The sequence below is a fragment of the Micromonospora pallida genome (assembly GCF_900090325.1).
Classification (GTDB): domain Bacteria; phylum Actinomycetota; class Actinomycetes; order Mycobacteriales; family Micromonosporaceae; genus Micromonospora; species Micromonospora pallida.
On sequence record NZ_FMHW01000002.1, the window covers coordinates 263,681 to 288,624 of the forward strand.

The window sequence follows — 24,944 nt, forward strand, 5'->3', positions numbered from 1 at the left end:
TACCGCCTGATGATGAGGAGGGGTCCCCTGCTACCACCGCAGGAGCGCGCTACCACCGCAGGAGCGCGCTACTGCCGTGGGAAGAACGTCAGACCGGGTCGCCGAGGTTGACCCGGGGGGCCGGGGCGCGCATCTTGCGGAAGGTGATCGACCGCATGATCGCGTACAGGTAGAGCGAACCCAGCCGCTGGCCGGTGTTGGGGAAGCGTTCCCGGACCAGCTTCTTGATCTTCCGGCTGATGAGCACGGAGTCGATCGCGACGCCGACCGCCAGCGCGGCCCAGAGCAGGTTGGAGACCAACCGCACGATCGGCGGCATGGCCGCCGACGAGCCGATCAGCACGACCAGCGCGCCGCCGAAGAACCAGGTGCCGACGGTACGCCGGGAGTCGACCACGTTACGGGCGAGCAGCCGCTCCGGACCCCGGTCCCGCGGGCCGCCCTCCCGGCGGAACTCCTCGGCCGCCTCGGCCCGCAGCCGCCGACGCCGCTCCTTGGCCTCGTCCTTGCTCAACGGCTTGGTGGCGGCGGCGACCCGGCGGTTGGCCGTGGGTCGCTTCGGCGTCTCCCGTCCCTTGGCCGGGGTGTAGCCCCGGGAGCGGGCAGACGTGGACGTCTCCTCCGGCGTCACCTCGGTGGCGGCGTCGTCGACGGTGGCGGACTTGCGGCGAAACAGCGAGAGCACGTGGTGAAGGGTAGCCAAACGTTGGCGGCCGGTGCACATCACGGTGCACCGGCCGCCAACGCGGGTGAGTCAGGTCATGCCCGGAGGCTCGTTCGACCGGGTCTGCGGGCCACCGGCCACGCCGGTCACGCGGTCCGGTCAGACCCACCGATCACGGCCGCCTGGGTGGCCCCGTCGGTCACGGCGGCCCCGTCAACCTCGTTGGTCGCCGCCCCGTCAACCTCGTTGGTCGCCGCCCCGCCAAACCTCGTTGGTCGCGGCCGTCCAGCTTCGTTGGCCGGGGCCGCCCCGCCCACAACACCGTCGGTCACGGCCGCCCCGCCAGCTCCGTCGGTCGCGGCCGCCCCGCCAGCTCCGTCGGTCACGGTCGTCGGACGTGCGCGCCTGTGGCTCCGGCGGTCACGGCCGCTCGACGTGCGCGCCCAGGTCGGCGAGCTTCGCCTCGAAGTCCTCGTAGCCCCGGTTGATCAGGTCGACGCCGTACACCCGGGAGGTGCCCTCGGCGGCGAGCGCGGCGATCAGGTGGCTGAAGCCGGCGCGCAGGTCCGGGATGACCAGCTCGGCGGCGTGCAGCTTGCTCGGCCCGGCGATCACCGCCGAGTGCTGGAAGTTACGACGGCCGAAGCGGCACGGCGTACCGCCCAGGCAGTCCCGGTAGACCTGGATGTTCGCGCCCATCGAGTTGAGCGCCTCGGTGTAGCCGAGCCGCTGCTCGTAGACCGTCTCGTGGACGATCGACAGGCCCCGGGCCTGGGTCAGCGCGACCACCAGCGGCTGTTGCCAGTCGGTCATGAAACCGGGGTGCACGTCGGTCTCCAGCGCGGTGGCCTGCAGCTCGCCGCCCGGGTGCCAGAACCGGATGCCGCCCTCCTGGCCGGGGTCGCCCAGCCGCGGCGGCCGGGTGTCGGTCACCTCGTACTCGCCGCCGATGGAGCGGAAGACGTTCAGGAAGGTCATCATGTCGGCCTGCTGCGCGCCGAGCACCTCCACGCCGCCCCGGGTGGCCAGCGCCGCCGCCGCCCAGCTCGCCGCCTCGATCCGGTCCGGAATCGGCCGGTGGGTGTAGCCGTGCAGCTTCGGCACGCCCTGGATCTCGATCACCCGGTCGGTGTGCACCTTGATGATCGCGCCCATCTTCTGGAGCACGCAGATCAGGTCGATGATCTCCGGCTCCACCGCCGCGTTGCGCAGCTCGGTGACGCCCTCGGCCATCACCGCGGTCAGCAACACCTGCTCGGTCGCGCCCACGCTCGGGTACGGCAGCGCGAACTTCGTGCCGCGCAGGCCGTTCGGCGCGGACAGGTGCAGGCCCTCCGGGGTCTTGTCGACCGTCGCGCCGAACTCGCGCAGCGCCTGGAGGTGGAAGTCGATCGGGCGGGGCCCGATGTGGCAGCCACCCAGGTCCGGGATGAACGCGTGGCCGAGCCGGTGCAGCAGCGGGCCGCAGAACAGGATCGGGATCCGGCTGGACCCGGCGTGCACGTTGATCTGGTCGGTGCTGGCGCTCTCCACGTTCGCCGGGTCGAAGACCAGCTCGCCGTCCTCCTGGCCGTCGCTGACCTTCACGCCGTGCAGGCCGAGCAGCCCCCGGACCACCTCGACGTCCCGGATCTTCGGTACGTCGAAGAGCCGGCTCGGGCTGTCGCCGAGCAGAGCGGCGACCATCGCCTTGGAGACCAGGTTCTTCGCGCCGCGCACGCGGATCCGCCCTTGCAGCGGGGTTCCTCCGTGTACGACCAGGACGTCGTTGGTCAACGCAACCTCCAGCGCGTCGGTGCTGCTGTGTGGGGTGATTGAGGGGTCCGCGACTGTCGCTACCCGGACCGGGGCCGCTGGTAAACGGCTCACCCGGTCGTCGCACGGGCAGCATAGCCCTCGGTGACGAGAATGACTCGGGCAGACCGGACCGGATGCCATGAAAGGGTGACCGGGGTACGTATTCGCACCCGGGGGCCACCGCCGCGCGTCAGGCCCCGGGCAGGGCCAGCATCTGGTCCAGCGCCACCCGGGCGTGGTGGGCGGTGTCCGGATCGACGGTGATCTGGTTGACCACCCGACCGGCGACCAGCTCCTCCAGCGCCCACACCAGGTGCGGCAGGTCGATCCGGTTCATCGTCGAGCAGTAGCAGACGGCCTTGTCCAGGAACATGATCTGCTTGTCCGGGTGGGCCAGCGCGAGCCGGCGGACGAGGTTCAGCTCGGTGCCCACCGCCCAGGCCGAGCCGGCCGGGGCCGCCTCGATGGTCCGGATGATGTACTCGGTCGAGCCGACCAGGTCGGCGGCGTTGACCACCTCGTGCCGGCACTCCGGGTGGACCAGCACGTTGACCCCGGGCACCCGCTGCCGGACGTCGTTCACGCTGTCCAGGGTGAACCGGCCGTGCACCGAGCAGTGCCCCCGCCAGAGGATCATCCGCGCGTCGCGGAGCTGCTCGGGGGTGAGGCCGCCGTTCGGCTTGTGCGGGTCGTAGAGGACGCAGTCGTCCAGCGAGAAGCCCATCTCCAGTACGGCGGTGTTGCGGCCGAGGTGCTGGTCGGGCAGGAAGAACACCTTCGAACCCTGCTCGTACGCCCAGTCCAGGGCCCGCTTGGCGTTGGACGAGGTGCAGACCACGCCGCCGTGACGGCCGACGAAGCCCTTGATGTCGGCCGAGGAGTTCATGTACGTCACCGGGACGGTGTCGGCGGCGATGCCCAGCTCGGTCAGCACGTCCCAGGCCGTCTCGACCTGTCCGAGCACCGCCATGTCGGCCATCGAGCAGCCGGCGGCCAGGTCGGGCAGGATCACCTGCTGCGCGTCCGAGGTGAGGATGTCGGCGCTCTCGGCCATGAAGTGCACGCCGCAGAAGACGATGTACTCGGCCTCCGGACGGGCCGCCGCCTCCCGGGCCAGCTTGAACGAGTCGCCGGTCACGTCGGCGAACTGGATCACCTCGTCGCGCTGGTAGTGGTGGCCCAGCACGAAGACCCGGTCGCCCAGCGCCGCCTTGGCCGCCGCCGCGCGGGCCACCAGATCCGGGTCACTCGGCGCCGGCAGGTCACCCGGACACTCCACGCCACGCTCGGTGGCGGGATCGCTGCCCCGGCCGAGAAGGAGCAGCGCGGTCGCGGTGTTGGAGGGTTCCACCCAGGTCGAAGTCACGACCCCATGGTCCCACAGCGTGGCCGTGGTGCAGCCCTGCCGGATGTGGGCTGCCACACTGCTGGGCATGCGTGTGCTGCTCTGTCCGGACAAGTTCGCCGGCACCCTGTCGGCCCAGGAGGTGGCCCACGCGGTGGCCGCCGGCTGGCAGGAGGTCGCCGGTGGTGACGAACTCCTCATCCGGCCGCTCGCTGACGGTGGGCCCGGCTTCGTCGCGGTCCTCGCCGAGGCGCTCGGTGGGCGCCGGCTGTCGGTGCCGACGGTCGACCCGCTGGGCCGTCCGACGGCGGGGGAGATCCTGCTCACCGACGACGGGACCGCGTACCTGGAGAGCGCCCAGGCGTGCGGGCTGCACCTGCTCGCCGCCGCCGAGCGGGACCCGAAGACCACCACCTCGTACGGGCTCGGGCTGCTGGTCACCGCCGCGGTGGAGAGCGGCGCGCGGACCGTGGTGATCGGGCTCGGTGGCTCCGCCACCAACGACGCCGGAGCCGGGATGCTCGCCGCGCTCGGCGCGACCCCGCTGGACGAGGCCGGCCGGGCCCTGCCGTACGGCGGGGCGGCGCTGGCCGCCGTGGTCGGCCTGGACGGGGTGCCCCGGCTGCGCGACGTCACCTTGGTCGCCGCCACCGACGTGGACAACCCGCTGCTCGGGCTGCACGGGGCGAGCAACGTCTACGGCCCGCAGAAGGGCGCGACCCGGGAGGACGTGCTGCTGCTCGACGCGGCCCTGGAGCGTTTCGCTGGCGTACTCGAGAAGGACCTGCCGGGTTGCCCGGGCGGGCTCGGCGCGCTGCCCGGCGGCGGCGCGGCCGGCGGACTCGGCGCGGCGATCCTCGCCCTCGGCGGCCGTTGCGAGTCCGGCATCGGGCTGGTCACCCGGGCGATCGGGCTGGAGGCCGCGCTGGACGCGGTGGACCTGGTGATCACCGGAGAGGGCTCCTTCGACCACCAGTCGCTACGCGGCAAGGTGGTCGCCGGGGTGGCCGGCGCCGCCCGGGACCGGGGCGTGCCCTGCGTGGTGGTCGCCGGTCGGGTCAGCACCGGCCGGCGGGAGGCCGCTTCGGCCGGGGTGACCGATGCGTACAGCCTGGTGGAACATTTCGGGGGCGAGGAACATGGTGGCGTGGAGGCGGCGATGGGCCGCCCGGCGGAGGGGCTGCGGGCGCTGGGCGTCCGGCTGGCCCGGCAGTGGAGCCGCTGACCGTCGCGGGTGATCCGGTGGTGGAGCCGCCGAGCGGGTCACCCCGGCCCGGGGCGGCCTACAATCAGACCTGGACCACAGTGGGAATCACTGGACCGGCGAGGATGTTGGCCAGGAGAGACCACACCGACGCGCGCAGGGAGAATTCCACGTGACCACGCCAGCGCAGACCGACTCGACCGAGGCCAAGGCCTCCACCGCCGTCGTCCTCACCGACGTCGCAGCGCAGAAGGTCAAGGCTCTGATCGAGCAGGAGGGCCGCGACGACCTGCGGCTCCGGGTCGCGGTGCAGCCGGGTGGCTGCTCCGGCCTGCGGTACCAGCTCTTCTTCGACGAGCGTTCCCTGGACGGGGACATTGTCACTGACTTCGGCGGTGTCGAGGTCGTCGTCGACCGGATGAGCGCTCCCTACCTGACCGGCGCCACCATCGACTTCGCCGACCGGATCGACGCCCAGGGCTTCACCATCGACAACCCGAACGCGGGCAGCTCCTGCGCCTGCGGCGACTCGTTCAGCTGAGTCGTCCGTCCCGGACGCTGAGTCGCTCCTCCGGGCCCCACGGCGGGGCCGCCCTTCCGGGCGGTCTCGCCGTTTTCGTACCGACCCGCCGCGGTTCCGTCTGCCTGCTCCTCGTGGTAGCAGGGGGCCCTTGCAGTGCGGAAATCACCTGCAGGGGACCCCTGCTACCACCCTGGACGCTCGAGCGTCGCTCGAAGGGCCATGTCCCGATAGGCGGGCCGGTGAAAAGATGAATGGGCCGGTAGGCTGACCGGCGCTCTGCTGCCGACCGCGAGGGATGACATGAAGATCGCCGTGACCGGCTCGATCGCGACCGACCACCTGATGAGCTTCCCGGGGCGGTTCTCGGAACAGCTCATCGCCGACCAGTTGGACAAGGTCTCGCTCTCGTTCCTCGTCGAGGACCTCGTCGTCCGGCGCGGTGGCGTCGCCGCGAACATCGCCTTCGGTATGGGCCAGCTCGGGCTTCGCCCGGTGCTGGTCGGTGCGGTCGGTGTCGACTTCGCCGACTACCGCTCCTGGCTGGAGCGGCACGGCGTGGACTGCGACTCGGTGCACGTCAGCGAGGTGGCGCACACCGCCCGGTTCGTCTGCACCACCGACACCGAGATGTGCCAGATCGCCTCCTTCTACGCGGGCGCGATGAGCGAGGCACGCAACATCGAGCTGGCCCCGGTGGCGCAGCGGCTCGGCGGCCGGATCGACCTCGTCCTGGTCGGCGCGAACGACCCGGTGGCGATGCAGCGGCACTCCGCGGAGTGCCGGGAGCGCGGCTACCCGTTCGCCGCCGACCCGTCCCAGCAGCTCGCCTTCATGGAGGGGTCCGAGGTCGCCAGCCTGATCGACGGCGCCACCTACCTGCTCACCAACGAGTACGAGAAGTCGCTGCTGCAGAGCAAGGCCGGGCTGACCGACGCCCAACTGCTGGACCGGGTCACCATCCGGGTCACCACCCTCGGCAAGGACGGGGTGGAGATCGTCGGCCGGGACGTCGAGCACATCCACGTCCCGGCGGTCAGGGACGCCAAGGCGGTCGACCCGACCGGCGTCGGTGACGGCTTCCGCGCCGGGTTCTTCGCAGGCTTCTCCTGGGGACTCAGCCTGGAGCGGTCCGCCCAGGTCGGCTGCCTCTCGGCTGCCCTGGTGCTGGAGAACCAGGGTGCCCAGGAGTACACCGTCGACGCCGACATCTTCGTCAAGCGTCTGGCCCACTCGTACGGCGACGAGGCCGCCGACGACGTCCGCCCGCACCTGCTGCCCTGATCCCCCGCCCCCCGCTGCCCCGCCCCCGGCATCGTCTGTCAGAGGGTGGGGCGGTGCGGGGGAGTGGTCAGGAAGGCGACCCACTGTGGCCTGGTGAAGGTCAGCACCGGGCCGTCCGGGTCCTTGCTGTCGCGTACGGCGACCAGGTCGGGCAGCAGCGCGCACTCCACGCAGTCGCCGTTGTTGGTGCTCCGGCTGCTGGTGAACCAACGGGCACGGGACAGGTCGGGGGTGGGCATGTCGGCCTCCGTGGCTATCGGGCGCCAGCCAACTCCGTGATCAACGCGCGCGACTCGGCGGGGGAGAGGGCGACCTGGCGCAGGTTGTCGGAAACCATGCTATAGGTCCGCACCCCGTCCGGGTCCTGCACGTACATCGCCCCGTCGAGCACCTCGGTGTAGGCGATCGGCCGGACGTGCGCGAAGTCCAGCAGGACGAATTTGCCGATTGCGCCAGCTGCGTGCGGTCCGTCCTCGGGGCGGAGCACCTGGACCGTGACGTTGGGTAGCTCGGACATCGCGGCGAGGTGGCGAAGCTGGGCCCGACGGGTCTCCTCGCCGTTCACGCGCAACCGCAGCGCTGCCTCGCCGATCACCGCGTGCAGGGTCATCGGCTCCTCGTCGGTGAGCCGCCGAGCGCGGGTCTGTCGGAACGATACGAAGCGTTCGGCGTGGTCCGGCCGGACGAAGCCGGTGCCCAGGGTGAGCGCCTGCGCGTACTCCTCGGTCTGCAACAGCCCCGGCACCACCATCGACTCGAAGACGAACGCGGTGTCGGCCAGCCCTTCGAGGCCGACGTACGTGCGGAACCAGTCCGGTACGACGTTCGCCCACGGTGCCCACCAGGTCTTCGCATCGGCCCGACCCACCAGCGAGGTGAGCCGGTCGACCGCCTGCTGGTCGGCCCCGCAGGCCCGCAGGTCGTCGGCGAGCAACCGCAGGACCGCGCCGGCCGGTAGCCCCGCGATGGCGGAGCTACCGGCCAGGCCCTACGAGGTCACGGAATCGGTGACTGCTCCGAGGCGGCTGACGGCGTCGGCTCACTGGTCGGCTCCGGCGTCGTCCCCTCCGCGCTCGGGTCCGGCGGGGTCGGGGAGCCGGTGGGCGCGGCCGGCGTCGTCGGGGCCGGCGTCGTCGGACTCGTGGCCGGGGAGGGGCTGGCGGACGGGGTGTCCGTGGGGCTGCCGGCAGGAGTCGCCGTCGCCGACGGGCTCTGTGGAGCGGTTGTGGCAGGCGCCCCACTCGGGGTCGGACCGGCCGGTGCGTCGGCTTCGATGATGGCCAGGATCTGCTCCTTGTAGCTCTCCAGTTGGGCCTGGATCTCCTGCGGGGACAGCCCCTCGATTCGCTGACCGAACCGTTCGATCTCCTCCCACAGCGCGTTCAACCTGGCCTTGGCCTCGTCGCTCAACCCTTCGGGCAGGGTGACGACCAACTGCGAGGCCAGCGCGTAGGTGACGCAGTCTCGGCACGAGTAGTTGACGGCCGCCGAGATGTTCTGGGGCACGACCACGTCTGCGGGACCGACGATGAGCACCACCTGGAAGGCGACCGCGACCGTCTGGCAGTTCTGGCAGTTGGCCAGGGCGTAGGCCTCGTTGTGGTTGTCGACGGTGTCGCCGGTGGCCCAGACGAGGGCGAACGCGACGTCGTAGACGGTGGAGCCGTCCTGGGTGTTGACCGAGAGAGCCTGGTTGTCCCCGGCGCGGGGTGCCTCGGGCGGGTTGAACGGGAAGACCCAGGTGGGCGCGGGTGTGCCGTTGCCCGACTGGTCCGGGTTCCGGGGCACCATGACGAGCGCGAGGCGCTGTTCCTCGGTGGGCGGCGGGGCTGCCGTCGGCCAGACGGTGGTCACGGTGCGACGCTGACCCACATGTAGTGGGCGGTCCACCTGCGGCGCGGTGGGCTTCCGGTTCGCCATCGGCAGGGCATCGGCGACAGTTCCGCGCTCGTGTTTCTGGATGGGCTGGTACTTCGCGCCGTCCGGCCACCACGTCAAGACCAACGCCGCCACCAGGGCACCGCCGGCGATGATCGCGGCGGCACGGCGTCTCGGCCGGCCGGCGGTGGCGCGCCACACGGAGGTGACCGTCTGCCGGACGAGGCGGACCAGCAGGTACGCGATGCCGAGCAGCGGCAGGCAGATCGCGAGCATCGCGAGCAGACCGACGCCGACCCGGGGGACGTCACCGGCCGCCCAGTGGGTGGCGAGGAGCCGGGCGTGGTTCCCCAGGCTCTGCCACGCGGTGGCGGCCACCCGGGGAAGGGCGGTCACCACGAGGACCAGCGACACGAGGAGCAGCGGCACCACCGTGAGCACCCAGACGGTGACCACCACCCGGGCCCAGGGCTTGAGCACCTTGGACTCGGCTCGGCCCCACCGGGTCGGTAGTAACCCGAGCAGTGTCGGCCTGATGCGGGAGTACAGGTCGGGTACGCCGGTCAGGTCGGCCAGGATGTGGTAACCGTCGAAGCGTACGAACGGCGCCAGTTGACGGATCATCTGCAGCACCTGGGCCGCGATGATGAGCAGCAGCGCGTCCCACCGGATGACCGCCCAGGTGGCGAAGATCGCGACGGCGACGATCGCGTTGAAGTACAGCCCGCCGAGGTCGACCCGGATCCGGCCGGCCCGTCCGAGCCGGTAGCTGTCGTCGACGTTGGTGTAGAAGGCCGGCCAGACCAGGTAGAGGCCCACGCCCATCGTGCCCGGCATGGCACCGCCGTACCGGCAGGCCGCCGCGTGACCGAACTCGTGGAAACCGGCCGAGACGACCGTGATCGCGAAGACCAGCAGCAGCAGGCCGGGCTCGTCGAACGCCTGGTGGGTGGCGGAGGCCAGCCCCTTGTCGAACAGGACCCATCCGGTCGACAGCAGGAACGCGGCGAGCATGACGGCGACGACGAACGGCCGGAACAGCAATGCGAAGGGGGCGGTGATCCGTCGCGTCACCCGCGGGTTCGACACCACGAACCGGAACCGGAGTGCCAGTAGGGGGTTGGACCTCGGTGCCGCTGGCGCGGTGCCGTCGGCACTTCGCAGGAGGCCGAGCGGGGCCAGCTTCGCCTCGGCCAGCGTGCGGACGTTGTCCGCAGTCACCAGCCGTGACGTTGTGCCGCTCAGGACCTCCGCGATCTCCGGGTAGGTCCGCTGTCCGTCGATCGCATCGAGGAGCAGATAGAGCAGCCGGGTGAGCTGACAGGTTTGTCCGTCGGCGCGGCGGACCAGCCCGGGTGGCTGGCGGTAGCCGGAGCCGGGAAGCTCACCCAGCAGTTCCAGCCCCGGCGCGCGGGCCGGGACCACCTCCGGCCGGGAATCCTCCGTCCGCCCCGGGAGGTGATCGCCGCTGTCCGGCCGCCGCCCGTCGGGGCGGGGCGCCACGTCGGCAGCGCCCCGCCCCGAGGAGTCGTTCGTGTCGATCGGCGCGATGACACTCATGTCCGTTACTGGGTGATCTCGGCCGTCTGGTCGGCCGTGGCTTCCGCGGTCACGTCGTCGAGGTGCTGGTTGATGATGGCGTCCTGCTGGGAGATCGCGGTCGCGCTGGAGTCCACCGACGCGACGTTGGCAGCGACCGCGGCGTCGATCGGAGCCGCGACGTTGGCGTTGGCGGCGACGGCACCCGCGACCGGGGCGGCCAGGTCGGCGTCGAGATTGACGTTCACGTCGACGTTGAGCAGGTCGCCGTCGAGCATCGAGGTCGGGTCGGTCGGCACGGTCACGTCACCGTCACCGGGGTCGGTGGGAGTGGGTTCCTCGCTGCCCGGGTCCACGACGTCATCGGACTGGTCGATCGTGCTGTCCTGGGGAGCGGTGGCGATCGCCTCTCCGGAGAGCGTCTGCTCGATCATGACGCCCTGGTCGGACAGGGCGGCGGCCTCCGAGCCGGTGGACAGGATGTTCGCGCCGACCGCGGCGTCGATCGGGGCCGCGATGTTGGCGTTGGCGGCGACCGCCAGGTCGATCGGCGCCGCGAGGTCCAGCGCGAGGTCGAGGTCCACGTTGAGGTCGAGAAGGGAGATCACCTCCTTGGTCGGCAGCGCGGTCGCCGACTCGGCAGCCAACTCGTCCATCGACAGGGGCGTCAGATCCGGTGCACTCACGTCAGCTCCATTCCGGGCACATCGGACGTGCCATCGCTCGGTCACGGCGTGGGACCGAGCGGGTATGGACTCACCCTGTTCCGCTCGGTCGGGGAACCTGTGCCCAGGACGGCTGACCTGAAAACCAGGCGTCCGCTCCATCGAGGGCGCGGAGGCGGAGGCGCCGCGACCACCCCGAGCCTCGGACGCAGAGGCAGGGGAACCGGCAGGACCAGCGGGCGGCCCGTCCAGGGCGGGTCAGTGGGTGCGGCGGACGTCGTAGCCGGGGCCGTCGACCGCGCCGACGAACTCCTGGTCGCGCATCCGGCACCAGGCCGGGATGTCCACCGCTGCCGCCGGGTCGTCGGCGAGCACCCGGACCACCGCGCCGACCGGCAGGCCGGGCAGTCGGCGGGCCAGCGCGATGACCGGCAGCGGGCACCGCTGGCCCAGGCAGTCGAGCACGTCGACCGGCCCGCGCGACGCGGCCCCGGCCGTAGCCGATTCCCCGGTCACAGCCCCACCACCCCGGCCTCGGCGCGTAGGTCGGCGACGATCCCCGGCAGTTCGGCCAGGAACCGCTCGACGTCCGCCTCGGTGGTCTCCCGGTGCAGGCTGACCCGGACGTTGCCGTGCGAGAGCACCCCCATCGCCTCCAGCACATGGGAGGGGCGCAGCGTCGACGCGGTGCACGACGACCCGGACGACACGGCGAAGCCCCGCCGGTCCAGCGCGTGCAGCAACGCCTCGCCGTCCACGTAGAGACAGGAGAAGGTGACCAGGTGGGGAAGACGGTCCAGCGGGTCGCCGACCACCTCGACGTCCGGGATGTCCGCCGCCACCCGGGCCCGGATCCGCTCCACCAGCGGTGCGAGCCGGGCAGCCTCGGTCGCCGCGTCGGCCGCCGCCGCGCGCAGGCTCGCCGCCGCCGCGACCACCGCCGGCAGGTTCAACGACCCGGGGGTACGCCCCGACTCGGCCTCGTCGGCCGGCCAGGGCGACTCCCAGCGGGTGCCCTTGCGGACCACCAGCAGCCCCACGCCGGACGGGCCGCCCCACTTGTGGGCGCTGGCGGTGAGCACCGACCAGCCGGTGGGCACCGGGGCCCGGCCGACCACCTGGGCGGCGTCGACGTGCAGCGGCACCCCCGCCCCGGCACACGCGGCGGCGGCCTCGGCGACCGGCTGTACCGTGCCCACCTCGTGGCTGGCCGCGATCAGGCTGGCCCAGGCCACCCCGGGCGCCCGGACCGCCGCCGTCCACGCGGCGAGGTCGAGGCGGCCCGACCGGTCGACCGGCACCGACACGGCCGAGCCGCCCGACGCGACGTGCCGCTCGGCTGCGTGCAGCACCGCCGAGTGCTCGATCGCCGAGTGCACCAGCACCGACCCGACCCGGCGACGACCGGCCAGCCCGCCCAGCACCGCGCCGTGGGCCGCAGTCGTGCCGTTGGCGGTGAAGGAGAGTTCGTCGGGGCGTACCGCGAGGGTCTCGGCGGCGGCGGCCCGGGCCGCGTCGAGGAGTTGGCGGGCCCGGCGGGCCTGCGTGTACAGCCGGCCGGGATCGGCCCATCCGTCCGCCAGGGCTGCGGCCATCGCCTGTCTGGCGACCGGATGCAACGGGGTGGCGGTGGCCGCGTCCAGGTAGACCGGGGGAGGGCTCACGGGTGCCAACGTAGCCTGTGTCCGGCGTCCGCGATCCCTCGACCGGGGCGGACACGCGACCCCAGGGCGGTCCGGTCCGTCATGGTCGAGTAATCTGCGACCGTCGGTGACGCCTTTGCCGCCGGTGCTGTCACTCCACCGGCCGGGCCGGCGGAACCGAACACAGACACCGCGGCGCGCTAGGGAGGCAGGACCAGGTGGTCGCAAGGAGTTCGGAGGTACGGCCGACGGCCGTACGGCACAGTGCTTCCCCAGGAGCCGGTGGGCGCCGGGGACGGGGTGCCGGTCGGCTCGCCGGGCTCGGTCTCGGTGCAGCGGCGACGCTGGTCCTGCTGACGGGCTGCGACGTCGGGGCGGCGTTCGACGGGTTCGGCTGGCCGCAGGGCGGCATCTCGGCCGAGTCCCGGAAGATGTACGACCTCTGGATCGCGTCCTGCATCGCGGCGCTCGCGGTCGGCGTCTTCGTCTGGGGCCTGATCTTCTGGTGCATCATCCGCTACCGCAAGCGCGGTAACGAGCTGCCCGTGCAGACCCGGTTCAACATGCCGATGGAGTTCCTCTACACCATCGCGCCGATCCTGGTCGTCTCGGTGCTCTTCTACTACACCGCGGTGGTGCAGACCGACGTCGAGCGGCGGACGGCGAACCCGGACGTGGTCGTCGAGGTCGTCGCGTTCAAGTGGAACTGGCAGTTCAACTACCGCGACGGTCTGGGCAAGGACGCGAACACCGTCGCCTCGGTGCTCGGCACCAGCGACGTCATCCCGGTGCTCGTGCTGCCGACCAACCGGACCATCCGGTTCGAGGAGACCAGCAAGGACGTCGTCCACTCGTTCTGGGTGCCGGAGCTGCTCTTCAAGCGGGACGTCTTCCCCGGCAAGATCCGCAACGAGTTCGAGATCTCCAAGCTGGTGACCGAAGGCGCGTACGTCGGCCGCTGCGCCGAGCTGTGCGGCAGCTACCACGCCTTCATGAACTTCGAGCTGCGGGTCGTGTCGCCCGCGGAGTACGACCAGTTCCTCGCTGCCAAGCAGGACGGCCGGTCGACCCAGGAGGCGCTCGAGTCGATCGGTGAGGACCCGTACGCGACGACCACCGAGCCGTTCGACACCCGGCGCACCGAGCGCAACTTCAACAACGCGGCCGGGGCACCGGCCGGCGCGGGACGCTGAGGGGGCGGGCATGAGAACCGAGTGGAAGATCTTCTCCGTCATCGCGGCGTTCCTGCTCTTCGTCACGATCCTCTACGGGGCGTGGACCGCCGGTGAGACCGGCGGGGTCGAGTGGGTCGGCACCGTCGCCCTGCTGCTGTCGTTCCTGCTCTGCGCGATGTGTGGTGGCTTCTTCTGGTTCGTCGCCCGCCGGATCGACCTGCGTCCGGAGGACCGCGCCGACGGTGAGATCGCCGACGGCGCCGGCGAGATCGGCTTCTTCAGCCCGGGCAGCTACTGGCCGTTCGGCCTGGCGCTCGCCGCGGCCGTCGCCGGCTTCGGCCTGGTGATCTGGCAGTTCTGGCTGATCGGACTGGGCATGGTGGCGGTCGTGCTGGCCGCCTCGGGCCTGCTCTTCGAGTACTACACCGGCACCCGGCGCACCGCCGAGCACTGACCGGACCACGACGAAGGCCGCCTCCCGACCGGGAGGCGGCCTTCGTCGTGTGCACCGAAGTACCGGCCACCGATCGGCGAGTACGACCAGCGCCGCACCGCCGACCTGCTCGGGACACGCCCGGGTGGTACCCGCCCGGCCGTCCGGGCGCGGTCCGGGGCGTCGCCCGGAGCCGACGCGGCCCATTCGGAGCGGGTGCGGCGAACCCGGTGGGGACGAGCGGGCAGGCGGCGCCGGGTCAGGCGGCGTGCCGGTATCCGCCTCGCGGGGCGGGACGGCGCGCCAGCCGGGCAGGGCCGAACCGGAAGGTGGCGATCAGCAACGCCGCGCCGCAGTTGGTGCAGACCAGTTCGGGGCAGTCCGCCCCGTGGCCGTCCGCGCAGGGCGGGACCTCGAACAGTTGGACGCCCTGGCAGCTGTCGCAGTACAGCTCGCGCTCGGACACGGGCGTCTCCTCTCTGTGCGGGCTGCCGGTCGTGGGACCGTCGGTCGACACGGACGGCGCACGCCAGGCGGCGGGACCGCCCACCCACGAAGGCCGACGTCGCTTGGGAACCGAGATCGACGGGGCGTGGACGTCGCGGCAGCAGCGAAAACTACTCGGCTGTAGTTTGGCACGGGGGTCCGACAACCCTGGGGCCGGTCGTGGCGGACGCCACCGCCGCCGTCCGGCTCACAGCGAGCGGGCGACCTCGATCCAGCGGTCCAGCGCACGCGCGGCCGCGCCGGAGTCGATCGACTCGGCGGCCCGGTCCAGTCCGGCCCGAAGGGCGGTGGGCAGGTCACCGTCGAGCGGTCCCTGGGTAGCGAGCGCGGCGGCGGCGTTGACCAACACCGCGTCCCGTACCGGCCCCCGCTCACCGGCCAGCAGCCGTTGGACCACCCCGGCGTTGTACGCCGCGTCAGCGCCCCGGAGGTCGGCCAGGGTGGCCCGGGGTACCCCGAGCTCCGTCGCGTCGATCAGCGACTCCCTCACGGTGCCCTGCTGGGCCACCCAGAAGCGGGTGGGGGCGGCGGTGCTGAACTCGTCCAGCCCGTCCTCGCCGCGCATCACCAGGACCGAGTCGCCCCGGGCGGCGAAGACGGCGGCCATCACCGGCGCCATCCGCAGGTCGAAGCAGCCGACGGCGCCAGCCCGGGGCCGGGCCGGGTTGGTCAACGGGCCGAGGAAGTTGAAGAAGGTGGGCACGCCGAGTTCGCGGCGGACCGGGCCGGCGTGGCGCATCCCCGGATGGAACCGGGCGGCGAAGCAGAAGCCGATGCCCGCCTCGGTGACGCAGCGGGCCACCCCGGCCGGGTCGAGGTCCAGCGGGACACCGAGGAACTCCAGCACGTCGGCGGTGCCGCAGGAGGACGAGGCGGCCCGGTTGCCGTGCTTGACCACGCGGACCCCGGTGCCGGCCACCACCAGCGCCGCCATGGTGGAGATGTTCACCGTGTGGGCCAGGTCGCCGCCCGTACCGACGACGTCGAGCGCGGTGGCGCGGACCTCTTCGGGCAGTTCGACCGGGACGGCGTTGGCGAGCATCGCCTCGACCAGGCCGGCCAGTTCGGCCGGCGTCTCCCCCTTGGCCCGCAGCCCGACGGCGAGGGCGGCGATCTGGGTCGGTGCGGCCGAGCCCGTCATGACCTCGCCCATCGCCCACGCGGTGTCGGCGGTGGAGAGTTCCTCGTCCCGCAGCAGCGAGGCGAGCAGGTGCGGCCAGGTCCGATCGCCCATGGTGGGCCTCCCGAGCAGGCGGTGGGGTGCGGGTGACGGCACCGGCGTCGACGGTGACGGACCGGGCCGGGCGATCGCGGACCCCGGGCGGGCCCGGACCGTGGGACGGGGCGCCCGGCTCAGGCGGCCTGGTCGGCGCCCGCGTGCCGCCGCAGCAACTCGGCGACGGTGGCGCCGGTGGTCACCGGGTCCAGCGGGTGCACCAGGGTCGCGTCGACCTCGGCGTACGCGGCCAGCCAGCGGTCGGCGGCGCGGGCGATCACCACGCAGGTCGGGGGAGCGTCGGCGCGGTCGTCCTTGACCTGGCGGGCGATGCCGATGCCGCCGGCCGGGGTCGCCTCGCCGTCGAGCACCATCAGGTGGATCTCGTAGTCGTCGAACAGTCGGATGCACTCGGCGTAGCTGGCCGCGTCGACGAACTCGACGCGCAGGTCGGCGGCGGGACGGGTGCCCACCGCGAGCCGCATCCGGTCCCGCACCTGCGGGTCGTCGCTGTAGAGCAGGACGGTGTAAAGACGATCGCTCATCGCTGGCTTGGCTCCCAGGTCGTAGCTGCGGGGTGATCGTACCGGTCGGGCCGGATCGGTCCGTGACGGGCGGTGGCGGCTGTTGGTGGGGGAGGTCACGCCGGGGTGCGGGCGGCGCGTTCCCGGGCCTCCTGCCGGTCCAGGTCGCGGTCGATCCGGCGGGCCTCCCGCTCGGACTGGCGGACCCACTGCACCACCAGCACCGCCAGCATGGTGATGCTGACGAACTCGCCGCCGGCCCACACGATGCCGCCGGCCACCACCTGGTCGTCCCACGGGTCGGTCCAGTCGAGGCCGAGCGACGGGTACCAGTCGCCACCGAAGAGGGTGGTGCTCTGCATGATGGTGAGCCCCAGCACGGTGTGGAACGGCACCGACAGCAGCATCAGCAACGCCCGGCCCGGGTACGGCCAGCGGTTGGGGATCGGGTCGAGGCCGAGCAGCGGCCAGAAGAACACGCAGCCGGTCATGATGAAGTGCGCGTGCACGACCTCGTGCGCCCAGGCGTGCTCCAGGGTGTACCGGTAGAGGTCGGTGAAGTAGAGCACGAACGGGTTGAACACGAAGATCGTGAACGCGACCAGCGGGAAGGTGTAGATCCGGGCGACCCGGCTGTGCACGACCGCCAGCAGCCGCTTGCGCGGGTTCTTCGGCAGGGTGCGCAGCGCGAGGGTGACCGGCGCGCCGAGCGCGAGGAAGATCGGCGCGATCATGGAGAGCACCATGTGCTGGACCATGTGCACCGAGAAGAGCGTGGTGTCGTACGCGTGCAGCCCGCTGACCGTGACCGAGGCGACACCGCCCAGGCCCGGTCCGAGGAAGAACACCGTCCGGGCGATCGGCCACCGGTCGCCGCGCAGCCGCAGCCGGTGCACCCCGTACAGGTAGAGACCGGCGGCCAGGACCAGGCCGACGGCCAGCCAGGAGTCCAACCGGGTCTCGGTGAAGAACCGGGTGACCTCGAACGGCGGCGGGGGCTCGGCGGCGAGCGTGGGGCCCGCCCCGGCGGCCGGGGCGGCTGTCATGATCGCATCGAGGTGCCACACGCTTTTCAGGCTAGGCCAGGCGAACCGGACGCCGTCCGTCGGCCCGTCGGAAAGACCGTTATGCCACCCCGATGCTCGCCGGGCCTGATCGGGCGCAATAATGACCGCGTGACTGCGGCCCCAGCCATTGACAAGAGCCGGATCCATTCCCTGACGCGACCCAACATGGTCAGCGTCGGGACGATCGTCTGGCTCTCCAGCGAGCTCATGTTCTTCGCGGCGCTGTTCGCGATGTACTTCTCCATCCGCGCGGCGGCACCGGAGCAGTGGGCGGAGCACACCGAGGAACTCAACATCCCGTACGCGACCACCTTCACGGTGATCCTGGTGTTGTCCTCGGTGACCTGCCAGCTCGGGGTGTTCGCCGCCGAGAAGGGGGACGTGCACGCGCTGCGGCGCTGGTTCACGATCACCTTCGTGATGGGCCTGATCTTCGTGCTCGGTCAGCTCAACGAGTACCGCGAGCTGGTCCACCACGGCATCAAGATCAACTCGGACGGGTACGGGTCGATGTTCTACCTGACCACCGGGTTCCACGGCCTGCACGTGACCGGCGGTCTGGTGGCCTTCATCATCTTCATGATCCGCACCACCATGGGCCGGTTCACGCCGGCCCAGGCCACGTCGGCCATCGTCGTGTCGTACTACTGGCACTTCGTCGACGTCGTGTGGATCGGTCTCTACATCATGATCTACTGGCTTCAGTGATCTTGGCGCCGCGGCGCCGCTCCGTCCCCGAGACACAAGGTCCAACCGGTTAAGGACACAGGTCATGACTTCTGACAACGACCGCCGACGCGGCCTGCTCGCGCGGCTGCGCCGCCAGCGGTCCGTGGCGCCCAGCAGGGGCCGCCGCCGGCTGGGTGCCGCGGTCCGACTGATCGCCGCGCTCATGCTGGCCGGCGGTGCCTACACCGCCTTCGCCCCGGGCGCCCAGGCGCAGGACAACCCGCCGCTCACCGGGGCCGCCGCCGAGGGCAAGGCGCTCTTCGACGTGAGCTGCGTGAGCTGCCACGGTCGGAACGCGCAGGGGGTCGAGGGGCGCGGGCCGAGCCTCGTCGGCGTCGGCGCGGCCTCGGTCGAGTTCCAGGTCAGCTCGGGTCGGATGCCGATGGCGCGCCAGGAGGCGCAGGCGGAGCGGAAGACCCCGGTCTTCACCGACGAGGAGACCCGTCAGCTCGCCCAGTACATCCAGGAGCTCGGTGGCGGCCCGGAGGTCCCCCAGGGTGACCTGCGTGCGGACGCCGACATCGCCAAGGGCGGCGAGCTGTTCCGGATCAACTGCTCGCAGTGCCACGCGTTCGGTGGCGGCGGCGGTGCCCTCTCCTCCGGAAAGTACGCCCCCAGTCTCCGGCCCGCCAGCGACCGGCAGATCTACGCCGCGATGCTCAGCGGCCCGCAGAACATGCCGGTGTTCGGCGACAACCAGATCACTCCGGAGCAGAAGGCGGACGTCATCGCCTACATCCAGGAGACCCTGAAGAACGACCGGGACCCGGGTGGGTTCAACCTGGGTCGGTACGGCCCCTCGACCGAGGGTCTGGCCATCTTCCTGGTCGGCATCGTCGCGCTCGTCTTCGCTGCCCTGTGGATTGCGGGCAAGTCGTGACCGAGCGAATCATTCGATTCAGCGCCGTGGTGCCCGCGCTCGGCACCGCCCGTAGCGAGGTGACGGCATGAGCACGCACACCGAGAAGTCGGCCGGGGAGCCGCTCGACCTGGACGACCCGAAGCTGACCCGCTTCGACGTCTTCCAGGAGGGCCTGCGCCGGGACGACATCGAGATCGTCCACTACGAGCCGCAGTTCGTCGCGGGCAGCAAGGCCGAGCGTCGCACCGCCCGGCTGGTCTCCTCGTTCTTCCTGCTGACCGGCCTCGCCGCGACCGCCTTCCTGGTCATCTACATCTGGTGGCCCTGGGAGTACGAGCCGGGCAGCGGCGGTGACAAGTTCTACACCCCGCTGCTCGGTGTGACCCTGGGCGTGGCCCTGCTCGGCATCGGCTTCGGCATCCTCACCTGGGGCAAGAAGCTGCTGCCCAAGGAGGTCGCCATCCAGGACCGGCACGAGGGCGAGGTCGACCAGGTGGATCGCAAGATCACCGGGCAGACCATGCTGTTCGTCGCCGACGAGCTGGGTGTGAAGCGTCGTCCGCTGCTGGGCATCTCGCTGCTGGCCGGGCTCGCGCCGGTGGGCGCGGTTGCCGCCGCGCCGCTGGTGGGTGGTCTGATCAAGCACCCGCACGAGAACAACCAGATGTTCACCACCGGCTTCCACCCCGGTGAGAACGGCGAGAAGATCCGCCTGATCCGTGAGGACGGTCGGCCGGTCCGCCCGGCCGACATCAGCGCCGGCGGCCAGATCACCGTCTTCCCGGGCATCGAGCACGGGGTGAGCAACAAGCACGCCGACTCGGTGACCCTGCTGATCCACCTGCGGGAGGCCGACGCGGTGGAGGCCCGCCAGGCGAACGAGCGGGCTGGCCACGGTGACTACATGTGGGGCAACTACGCGGCCTACTCCAAGATCTGCACGCACGCGGGCTGCCCGGCCAGCCTCTACGAGCAGCAGACCAACCGCCTGCTCTGCCCCTGCCACCAGTCGCAGTTCCTGATCACCGACAATGCCCGGCCCATCTTCGGTCCGGCCAGCCGGCGCCTGCCGCAGTTGCCCATCGAGGTAGACGCCGAGGGCTTCTTCGTGGCAAAGTCCGATTACACCGAGACCGTCGGGCCAGACTTCTGGGAGCGGCCATGAAGCGCCGAAAGTTTGACATGGCAGCGGTGCCCGGTAAGGCCGCTGCGGAGGTGGACGACCGCTTCGGCGTGTCGACACCGCTGCGCCGGGTGCTGAACAAGGTCTTCCCGGACCACTGGTCGTTCCTGCTGGGCGAGATCGCGCTCTTCTCGTTCATCGTCCTGCTGCTGACCGGTGTCTTCCTGACCTTCTTCTTCGAGCCCGCGCTCACCGAGGTCGTCTACAACGGCAGCTACGCGCCGTTGCGGGGCACCCCGATGTCGGCCGCGTACGCCTCCAGCCTGGACATCTCGTTCGACGTCCGTGGCGGCCTGATCATGCGGCAGATGCACCACTGGTCCGCGCTGCTGTTCATGGCCGCGATCGTGGTGCACATGCTCCGGGTCTTCTTCACCGGCGCGTTCCGCAAGCCGCGTGAGACGAACTGGATCATCGGCTCGCTGCTCTTCTGGGTGGGCTTCCTGGCCGGCTTCACCGGCTACTCGCTCCCGGACGACGGCCTCTCCGGCACCGGTCTGCGGATCGCCTCCGCGATCATGCTCTCCATCCCGGTGGTCGGCTCCTGGGTCACCTCGTCGATCTTCGACGGCGAGTTCCCGGGCATGATCATCATCAGTCGGTTCTACATCGCCCATGTGCTGCTCATCCCGGGTCTGCTGCTCGCGCTGATCGGTGCCCACGTCGGGCTGGTCTTCAAGCAGAAGCACACCCAGTGGCCCGGCCCCGGCCGGACCAACGACAACGTGGTCGGCGAGCGGATGTTCCCGCGCTACGTGCTCAAGCAGGGCGGCTTCTTCATGGTCGTCTTCGGCGTCATCGCGCTGATGGGCGGTCTGTTCCAGATCAACCCGATCTGGCTGTTCGGCCCGTACGAGGCGTGGGTGGTGTCGGCGGCGAGCCAGCCCGACTGGTACGTCATGTTCCTCGACGGCTCGACCCGACTGATGCCCGCCTGGGAGATCAACATCCCGCTCGGCGACGGCTACGTCATTCCGCCGCTGTTCTGGCCGACGGTGGTGCTCCCCGGCATCCTGGTGAATCTGTCGCTGCTCTATCCCTTCATCGAGGCGCGACAGCTCAAGGACAACCGGGCGCACAACCTGCTCCAGCGGCCCCGGGACGTCCCGCACCGCACCGGTCTCGGCGCGATGGCCATCGCCTTCTACCTCGTCCTGACGCTCTCCGGCGCCAACGACGTGATCGCGGACAAGTTCCAGATCAGCCTGAACGCGATGACCTGGGCCGGCCGGATCGGGCTGCTGATCCTGCCGCCGCTGGCGTACTACGTCACGCACCGGATCTGCCTCGGCCTCCAGCAGCACGACCGTGAGGTCCTCGCGCACGGCGTGGAGACCGGCATCATCCGGCGGCTGCCGGACGGCCGGTTCGAGGAGGTCCACCAGCCGCTCAGCATGGGTGACGGCCACGGCCACGGCGAACTGGAGTACGTCGGCTGGGTGGTGCCGAAGAAGATGAACCGGCTCGGTGCCCTCGGACCGGCCATCCGGGGCTTCTTCTACCCGATCGAGAAACCGGTCGAGGCGCCGGTCTCCCCGGGGCACCCGCCCGTGGAGCCCCGCCCCGAGCGGGAGGAGATCGGCAGCGGCCCGAGCCGTCGCTGATCCACCGACCCACCGCAGCACCCGTGGCGCCCGCCGGATTCCCGGCGGGCGCCACGTCCGTTTCCCGCCCACGTCCGTTTCCCGCCCACGTCCGTTTCCCGCCCACGTCCGTTTCCCGCCCACGTCCGTTTCCCGCCCACGTCCGTTTCCCGCCCACGTGCGGTCCGCGTACCGCCCGCACCACCCGTCCCGGCACCGGGGGTTAAACCCGTTCAGCGGGGTATCCGTGCGGTCCAACGACAACGGGGAGGGAAGATGTTGGGTATCAAACGGCTCGGGGTGCTGGCCGCCCTGGTCCTGGTCGGGCTGGCGCCCGCAGCCGCGGCCCAGGCGGCCCAGCCGTCCACGCAGGACCGGCAGTACCTACAGGCGATCCACCAGGTGAACCTGGCCGAAATGGTCATGGGCAAGCTGGCCCAGCAGAAGGGGCAGAACCAGCGGGTGAAGGACCTGGGCGCCCAGTTCGTCACGGACCACACCCAGCTCGACCAGACCGTGCAGAGCACGGCGAAGCAGCTCGGCGTCAAGCTGCCGACCGATCCGACCGCCGACCAGCAGGCCGTGGTGGACCAGTTGAACAATGTCAGCGGCGCCGAGTTCGACCGGCAGTGGGTGACCGCCGAGCTGGCCGGGCACGTTCAGGCCATCCAGGCCACCCAGACCGAGATCTCGCAGGGCTCCGAGCAGTCCGTGATCCAGCTGGCACAGGACGTCCTGCCGGTGATCCAGGCCCACTACGACGAGCTGGTGGCCCTGGCCGAGGAGCTGGGTGTGCCGGTCCCGCAGGCCAGCGCCAGCGGCACCCCGAGCCCGGGTGGCAGCGGAACGCCCGCCCCGGGCACGCCGTCCGTCCCGGGCGGTACGCCCACCACACCGGCTCCCGGCGGTACGGCCACCACGCCGGCTCCCGGTGGCACCACCGGTGGCCCGGGCCAGGGCGGCGTGACCGAGACGCCGGGCCCCACGGGTAGCTGACGACACACCGAGAGCGCCGGTCCACCGCAGGGTGGACCGGCGCTCGTACGAGTGGGCCGGCCGGGTGGGGACTGACGTGGCCGGCGCAGGCGCGCTTCCGGCCGCCCGGCGTGGGCTGCGGAGCATGGCGGCCCCGGTGCGTTAGCCCCGGCCCGGCGTGGGCTGCGGAGCATGGCGGCCCCGGTGCGCAGGTGGCCGGCCGGGGCGGATGGCTCAGTCGGCGTTGGCCAGCCCGATCGCGAAGGCTTCCTCGAGGTCGTGCTGCGAGTACGCCCGGAAGGCGATGTGCGACTCGGTGTTGAGCACGCCGGGGACCTTGGAGATCCGGCCGGCGATCACCTGGGCGATCTGCTCGAACTCGCGGACCCGGACCATGGCGACGAGGTCCACGTGACCGGCCACCGAGTAGACCTCGCTGACCCCGGGCAGGGCGGCCAGCGTTTCGGCCACCTCGGGAATCGAGTCGGTGGCGCAGTCGATCAGGACGATGGCGGTGATCACGGGCGACTTCTCCGTTCGTCGACGTCCAGCCCATGCTAGTGGAGCCCCGAGACGGTACCGGCGCCGTCCCGGGTCACGCCGCGACGGGCTGATCGGCTCCATATCGCCGAAACGGCGGTCTCCGGCGTCCTGGACAGCCCCACATCGCCGAAACGGTGTCGGCGGTCCGGAGGCCGCCGCGACGGGCGGCTGGGGTCGTCGCGACGGCGTGCGGGGGTCAGGCCCCGGCGGGGACGGTGAGCCCTGCGCCGGCCCGGACCACCTCGTGCAACCGCTCGTCGTCGCGTACCGTCGCGCCCGGCCAGACCACGGTGCGGCGCACTGCGCCGGCGACCACCGCGCCCGCCCCGACCACCGATCGTTCGCAGCTGCCGGTCACCGTGGCGCCCCGGTCGACCAGGTTGTCGTCCCCAGCGGCGTGCAGGTTCGCGGCGAGGTAGTCGCCGGGCGTGCCGGTGTCGTAGAAGGTGCCGGTGAACGGCACCACCTCCAGCGCGCCGGCCGCCTCGGCCGGCCGCCACATGGCCCGGACCAGGTCGCCGAAGGTCGCCGGCAGGTCGCGGACCAGCCGCCAGGGCAGCAACGAGAAGCCGACGAACCGGTGACCGCTGAAGGTGCCCGGCTCGGTCGGGTCGGGGGCGGCCTGGCCGAGCAGGCGTACCGTCTCGCCGTCCCACCCGTCGAGGAGGGCGGCGACGTCCGGTCCGGGTGGGGCCGCCGGGTCGGCCAGGTAGGCGTCGGCGTTACCGACCAGCACCCCCCGTCCGGCGATCCAGTGCCGCAGGTTGCCGATGCCGCCAGCCGTCCCCAGTGGGTCGCCCGGCTCCACCGAGAGATGGGCCCGGGACCCGACGTGGGCGACCACCTGGTCGGCCAGGTAGCAGGCGTTCACCGCCACCCGGTCGGGGCCGGCCAGGCCGAGCCCGGCGACCCGGGCGAGGGCCTGGTCGAGCAGGGGGACGTTGCCCACCGGGCAGAGCGCCTTGGGCACGCGCTCGGTGAGTGGACGCAGCCGGGTGCCCTCCCCGGCGGCGAGTACGACCGCACAGACCTCGACCCCGGCCGCCGGCACGGTCACGCCTCCGGCCGGGAGCCGGGCGACAGTTCGTCGGCGAGCGGACCGATGCCGTAGTATCCGAGTAGCCGGGCGGTGGCCCGACTCAGCCGGGGCAGATCGTCCAGCGGATGCCAGGCGGCCTCGAAGACCTCCGCGCCGTCGACCACCAACTCGGTCTCCGACGCCGGCACCTCCGTCTCGAAGACCACGTCCACCCAACCCTGGGCGTGCACCAACGCGTTCGGCAGGGCCGGGCGCAGGCGGTCGGGGGAGAGCCGGATCCCGGACTCCTCGGCCAGTTCACGGGCGGCCCCCACCACCGGCTCCTCACCCCGTTGCAGCAGCCCGGCGGGGAGGCTCCAACTGTGCCCGGGCGGCTGACGCAGCAGCAGGAGGCGACCCGCTCCGGTCGCCTCGGCGTCCCGCACCAGGGTGACCGCGCCGACGGTGTACTTCGGCCCGGCCAGCCGGACCAGCCGTCGACGCAGGGACACCGGGAGCCGGTAGAAGATCCGGTAGACGACGGCCCGAGCGACGGTGCGGGAGCGGGGGGTCATGGGCCCAGGCTAGTG

General features: G+C 71.6%; 26 protein-coding genes. 10 read left to right on the forward strand and 16 right to left on the reverse strand.

What is annotated here, in order from left to right:
• Positions 1-88: 88 nt before the first annotated feature.
• The 3 genes from GA0074692_RS01375 to nadA all read right to left on the reverse strand — a co-directional run bounded on the left by GA0074692_RS01375 (position 89) and on the right by nadA (position 3,827).
• Entirely contained in the window at positions 89-685 is a 597-nt protein-coding gene (locus GA0074692_RS01375; protein ID WP_245730064.1) for a DUF3043 domain-containing protein, read from the reverse strand.
• Between the two features lie 399 nt (positions 686-1,084).
• A complete protein-coding gene (gene murA, locus GA0074692_RS01385) occupies positions 1,085-2,440 on the reverse strand; it encodes a UDP-N-acetylglucosamine 1-carboxyvinyltransferase (protein WP_091638685.1) in 1,356 nt (451 codons plus the stop codon).
• A 211-nt stretch (positions 2,441-2,651) separates the two neighbouring features.
• Positions 2,652-3,827 (reverse strand): quinolinate synthase NadA, encoded by a 1,176-nt coding sequence (nadA, locus tag GA0074692_RS01390; RefSeq protein WP_091652306.1) that lies wholly within the window; start codon positions 3,825-3,827, stop codon positions 2,652-2,654.
• A 43-nt stretch (positions 3,828-3,870) separates the two neighbouring features.
• Here nadA and GA0074692_RS01395 point away from each other — a divergent pair, with 43 nt between their 5' ends.
• The 3 genes from GA0074692_RS01395 to GA0074692_RS01405 all read left to right on the forward strand — a co-directional run bounded on the left by GA0074692_RS01395 (position 3,871) and on the right by GA0074692_RS01405 (position 6,814).
• Positions 3,871-5,031: a glycerate kinase family protein gene (locus tag GA0074692_RS01395; protein ID WP_176738654.1), complete on the forward strand. Its 1,161-nt coding sequence runs from the start codon at positions 3,871-3,873 to the stop codon at positions 5,029-5,031.
• A gap of 151 nt (positions 5,032-5,182) precedes the next feature.
• Positions 5,183-5,551: an iron-sulfur cluster insertion protein ErpA gene (gene erpA / locus GA0074692_RS01400; protein ID WP_091638686.1), complete on the forward strand. Its 369-nt coding sequence runs from the start codon at positions 5,183-5,185 to the stop codon at positions 5,549-5,551.
• 282 nt (positions 5,552-5,833) lie between these two features.
• Positions 5,834-6,814, forward strand: a complete 981-nt coding sequence (locus GA0074692_RS01405; RefSeq protein ID WP_091638687.1) for a carbohydrate kinase family protein — start codon at positions 5,834-5,836, stop codon at positions 6,812-6,814.
• 38 nt (positions 6,815-6,852) lie between these two features.
• Here the strand turns inward: GA0074692_RS01405 and GA0074692_RS01410 are convergent, their stop codons facing one another.
• From GA0074692_RS01410 to GA0074692_RS01435, 6 genes are all read right to left on the reverse strand, one after another.
• Positions 6,853-7,053, reverse strand: coding sequence for a DUF397 domain-containing protein (locus tag GA0074692_RS01410; protein WP_091638688.1), 201 nt, complete (start codon positions 7,051-7,053; stop codon positions 6,853-6,855).
• Positions 7,054-7,067: 14 nt separating this feature from the next.
• Positions 7,068-7,748 (reverse strand): DUF5753 domain-containing protein, encoded by a 681-nt coding sequence (locus GA0074692_RS01415; RefSeq protein ID WP_218106516.1) that lies wholly within the window; start codon positions 7,746-7,748, stop codon positions 7,068-7,070.
• 62 nt (positions 7,749-7,810) lie between these two features.
• On the reverse strand, positions 7,811-10,252 hold the full coding sequence (locus tag GA0074692_RS01420; RefSeq protein ID WP_091638689.1) for a zinc metalloprotease: 2,442 nt from the start codon (positions 10,250-10,252) through the stop codon (positions 7,811-7,813).
• A 5-nt stretch (positions 10,253-10,257) separates the two neighbouring features.
• Positions 10,258-10,917: a hypothetical protein gene (locus GA0074692_RS01425; protein ID WP_218106519.1), complete on the reverse strand. Its 660-nt coding sequence runs from the start codon at positions 10,915-10,917 to the stop codon at positions 10,258-10,260.
• A gap of 237 nt (positions 10,918-11,154) precedes the next feature.
• Positions 11,155-11,412: a sulfurtransferase TusA family protein gene (locus GA0074692_RS01430; RefSeq protein WP_091638691.1), complete on the reverse strand. Its 258-nt coding sequence runs from the start codon at positions 11,410-11,412 to the stop codon at positions 11,155-11,157.
• On the reverse strand, positions 11,409-12,560 hold the full coding sequence (locus GA0074692_RS01435; protein ID WP_091638692.1) for a cysteine desulfurase family protein: 1,152 nt from the start codon (positions 12,558-12,560) through the stop codon (positions 11,409-11,411). Before GA0074692_RS01435 ends, GA0074692_RS01430 begins: the two co-directional genes overlap by 4 nt.
• A gap of 197 nt (positions 12,561-12,757) precedes the next feature.
• Between GA0074692_RS01435 and ctaC the strand changes: the two genes are divergently transcribed.
• Both ctaC and GA0074692_RS01445 read left to right on the forward strand, forming a co-directional pair.
• Positions 12,758-13,732, forward strand: coding sequence for an aa3-type cytochrome oxidase subunit II (ctaC, locus tag GA0074692_RS01440; protein ID WP_091638693.1), 975 nt, complete (start codon positions 12,758-12,760; stop codon positions 13,730-13,732).
• 10 nt (positions 13,733-13,742) lie between these two features.
• The gene (locus GA0074692_RS01445; RefSeq protein WP_091638694.1) at positions 13,743-14,168 is read left to right on the forward strand and encodes a cytochrome c oxidase subunit 4; all 426 of its coding nucleotides are present in this window, start codon (positions 13,743-13,745) and stop codon (positions 14,166-14,168) included.
• Positions 14,169-14,406: 238 nt separating this feature from the next.
• On the opposite strand, the gene GA0074692_RS01450 is transcribed toward GA0074692_RS01445, so the two are convergent.
• The 4 genes from GA0074692_RS01450 to GA0074692_RS01465 all read right to left on the reverse strand — a co-directional run bounded on the left by GA0074692_RS01450 (position 14,407) and on the right by GA0074692_RS01465 (position 17,440).
• Complete coding sequence (locus GA0074692_RS01450) at positions 14,407-14,613, reverse strand: hypothetical protein (protein WP_091638695.1); 207 nt, start codon at positions 14,611-14,613, stop codon at positions 14,407-14,409.
• 228 nt (positions 14,614-14,841) lie between these two features.
• Complete coding sequence (gene trpD, locus GA0074692_RS01455) at positions 14,842-15,888, reverse strand: anthranilate phosphoribosyltransferase (RefSeq protein WP_091638696.1); 1,047 nt, start codon at positions 15,886-15,888, stop codon at positions 14,842-14,844.
• Between the two features lie 119 nt (positions 15,889-16,007).
• Entirely contained in the window at positions 16,008-16,415 is a 408-nt protein-coding gene (locus tag GA0074692_RS01460) for a hypothetical protein (RefSeq protein ID WP_091652317.1), read from the reverse strand.
• A gap of 95 nt (positions 16,416-16,510) precedes the next feature.
• Positions 16,511-17,440: a cytochrome c oxidase assembly protein gene (locus GA0074692_RS01465; protein WP_091652321.1), complete on the reverse strand. Its 930-nt coding sequence runs from the start codon at positions 17,438-17,440 to the stop codon at positions 16,511-16,513.
• A 129-nt stretch (positions 17,441-17,569) separates the two neighbouring features.
• On the opposite strand from GA0074692_RS01465, the gene ctaE reads away from it, so the two are divergent.
• The 5 genes from ctaE (at position 17,570) to GA0074692_RS01490 (ending at position 22,814) form a co-directional block, all read left to right on the forward strand.
• Positions 17,570-18,169, forward strand: a complete 600-nt coding sequence (gene ctaE / locus GA0074692_RS01470) for an aa3-type cytochrome oxidase subunit III (RefSeq protein ID WP_091638697.1) — start codon at positions 17,570-17,572, stop codon at positions 18,167-18,169.
• Positions 18,170-18,233: 64 nt separating this feature from the next.
• Complete coding sequence (gene qcrC / locus GA0074692_RS01475) at positions 18,234-19,070, forward strand: cytochrome bc1 complex diheme cytochrome c subunit (RefSeq protein WP_091638698.1); 837 nt, start codon at positions 18,234-18,236, stop codon at positions 19,068-19,070.
• A 67-nt stretch (positions 19,071-19,137) separates the two neighbouring features.
• The gene (gene qcrA, locus GA0074692_RS01480; RefSeq protein WP_091638699.1) at positions 19,138-20,217 is read left to right on the forward strand and encodes a cytochrome bc1 complex Rieske iron-sulfur subunit; all 1,080 of its coding nucleotides are present in this window, start codon (positions 19,138-19,140) and stop codon (positions 20,215-20,217) included.
• Positions 20,214-21,839: a cytochrome bc1 complex cytochrome b subunit gene (gene qcrB / locus GA0074692_RS01485; protein ID WP_091638700.1), complete on the forward strand. Its 1,626-nt coding sequence runs from the start codon at positions 20,214-20,216 to the stop codon at positions 21,837-21,839. Before qcrA ends, qcrB begins: the two co-directional genes overlap by 4 nt.
• 255 nt (positions 21,840-22,094) lie before the next feature.
• A complete protein-coding gene (locus tag GA0074692_RS01490; protein ID WP_091638701.1) occupies positions 22,095-22,814 on the forward strand; it encodes a DUF4142 domain-containing protein in 720 nt (239 codons plus the stop codon).
• Positions 22,815-23,027: 213 nt separating this feature from the next.
• On the opposite strand, the gene GA0074692_RS01495 is transcribed toward GA0074692_RS01490, so the two are convergent.
• From GA0074692_RS01495 to GA0074692_RS01505, 3 genes are all read right to left on the reverse strand, one after another.
• Entirely contained in the window at positions 23,028-23,315 is a 288-nt protein-coding gene (locus GA0074692_RS01495; protein ID WP_091638702.1) for an Lrp/AsnC family transcriptional regulator, read from the reverse strand.
• Positions 23,316-23,532: 217 nt separating this feature from the next.
• Positions 23,533-24,387 (reverse strand): nucleotidyltransferase family protein, encoded by an 855-nt coding sequence (locus GA0074692_RS01500; protein ID WP_091652325.1) that lies wholly within the window; start codon positions 24,385-24,387, stop codon positions 23,533-23,535.
• A 2-nt stretch (positions 24,388-24,389) separates the two neighbouring features.
• Complete coding sequence (locus GA0074692_RS01505) at positions 24,390-24,929, reverse strand: NUDIX hydrolase (RefSeq protein WP_091638703.1); 540 nt, start codon at positions 24,927-24,929, stop codon at positions 24,390-24,392.
• Between the last annotated feature and the right edge of the window lie 15 nt (positions 24,930-24,944).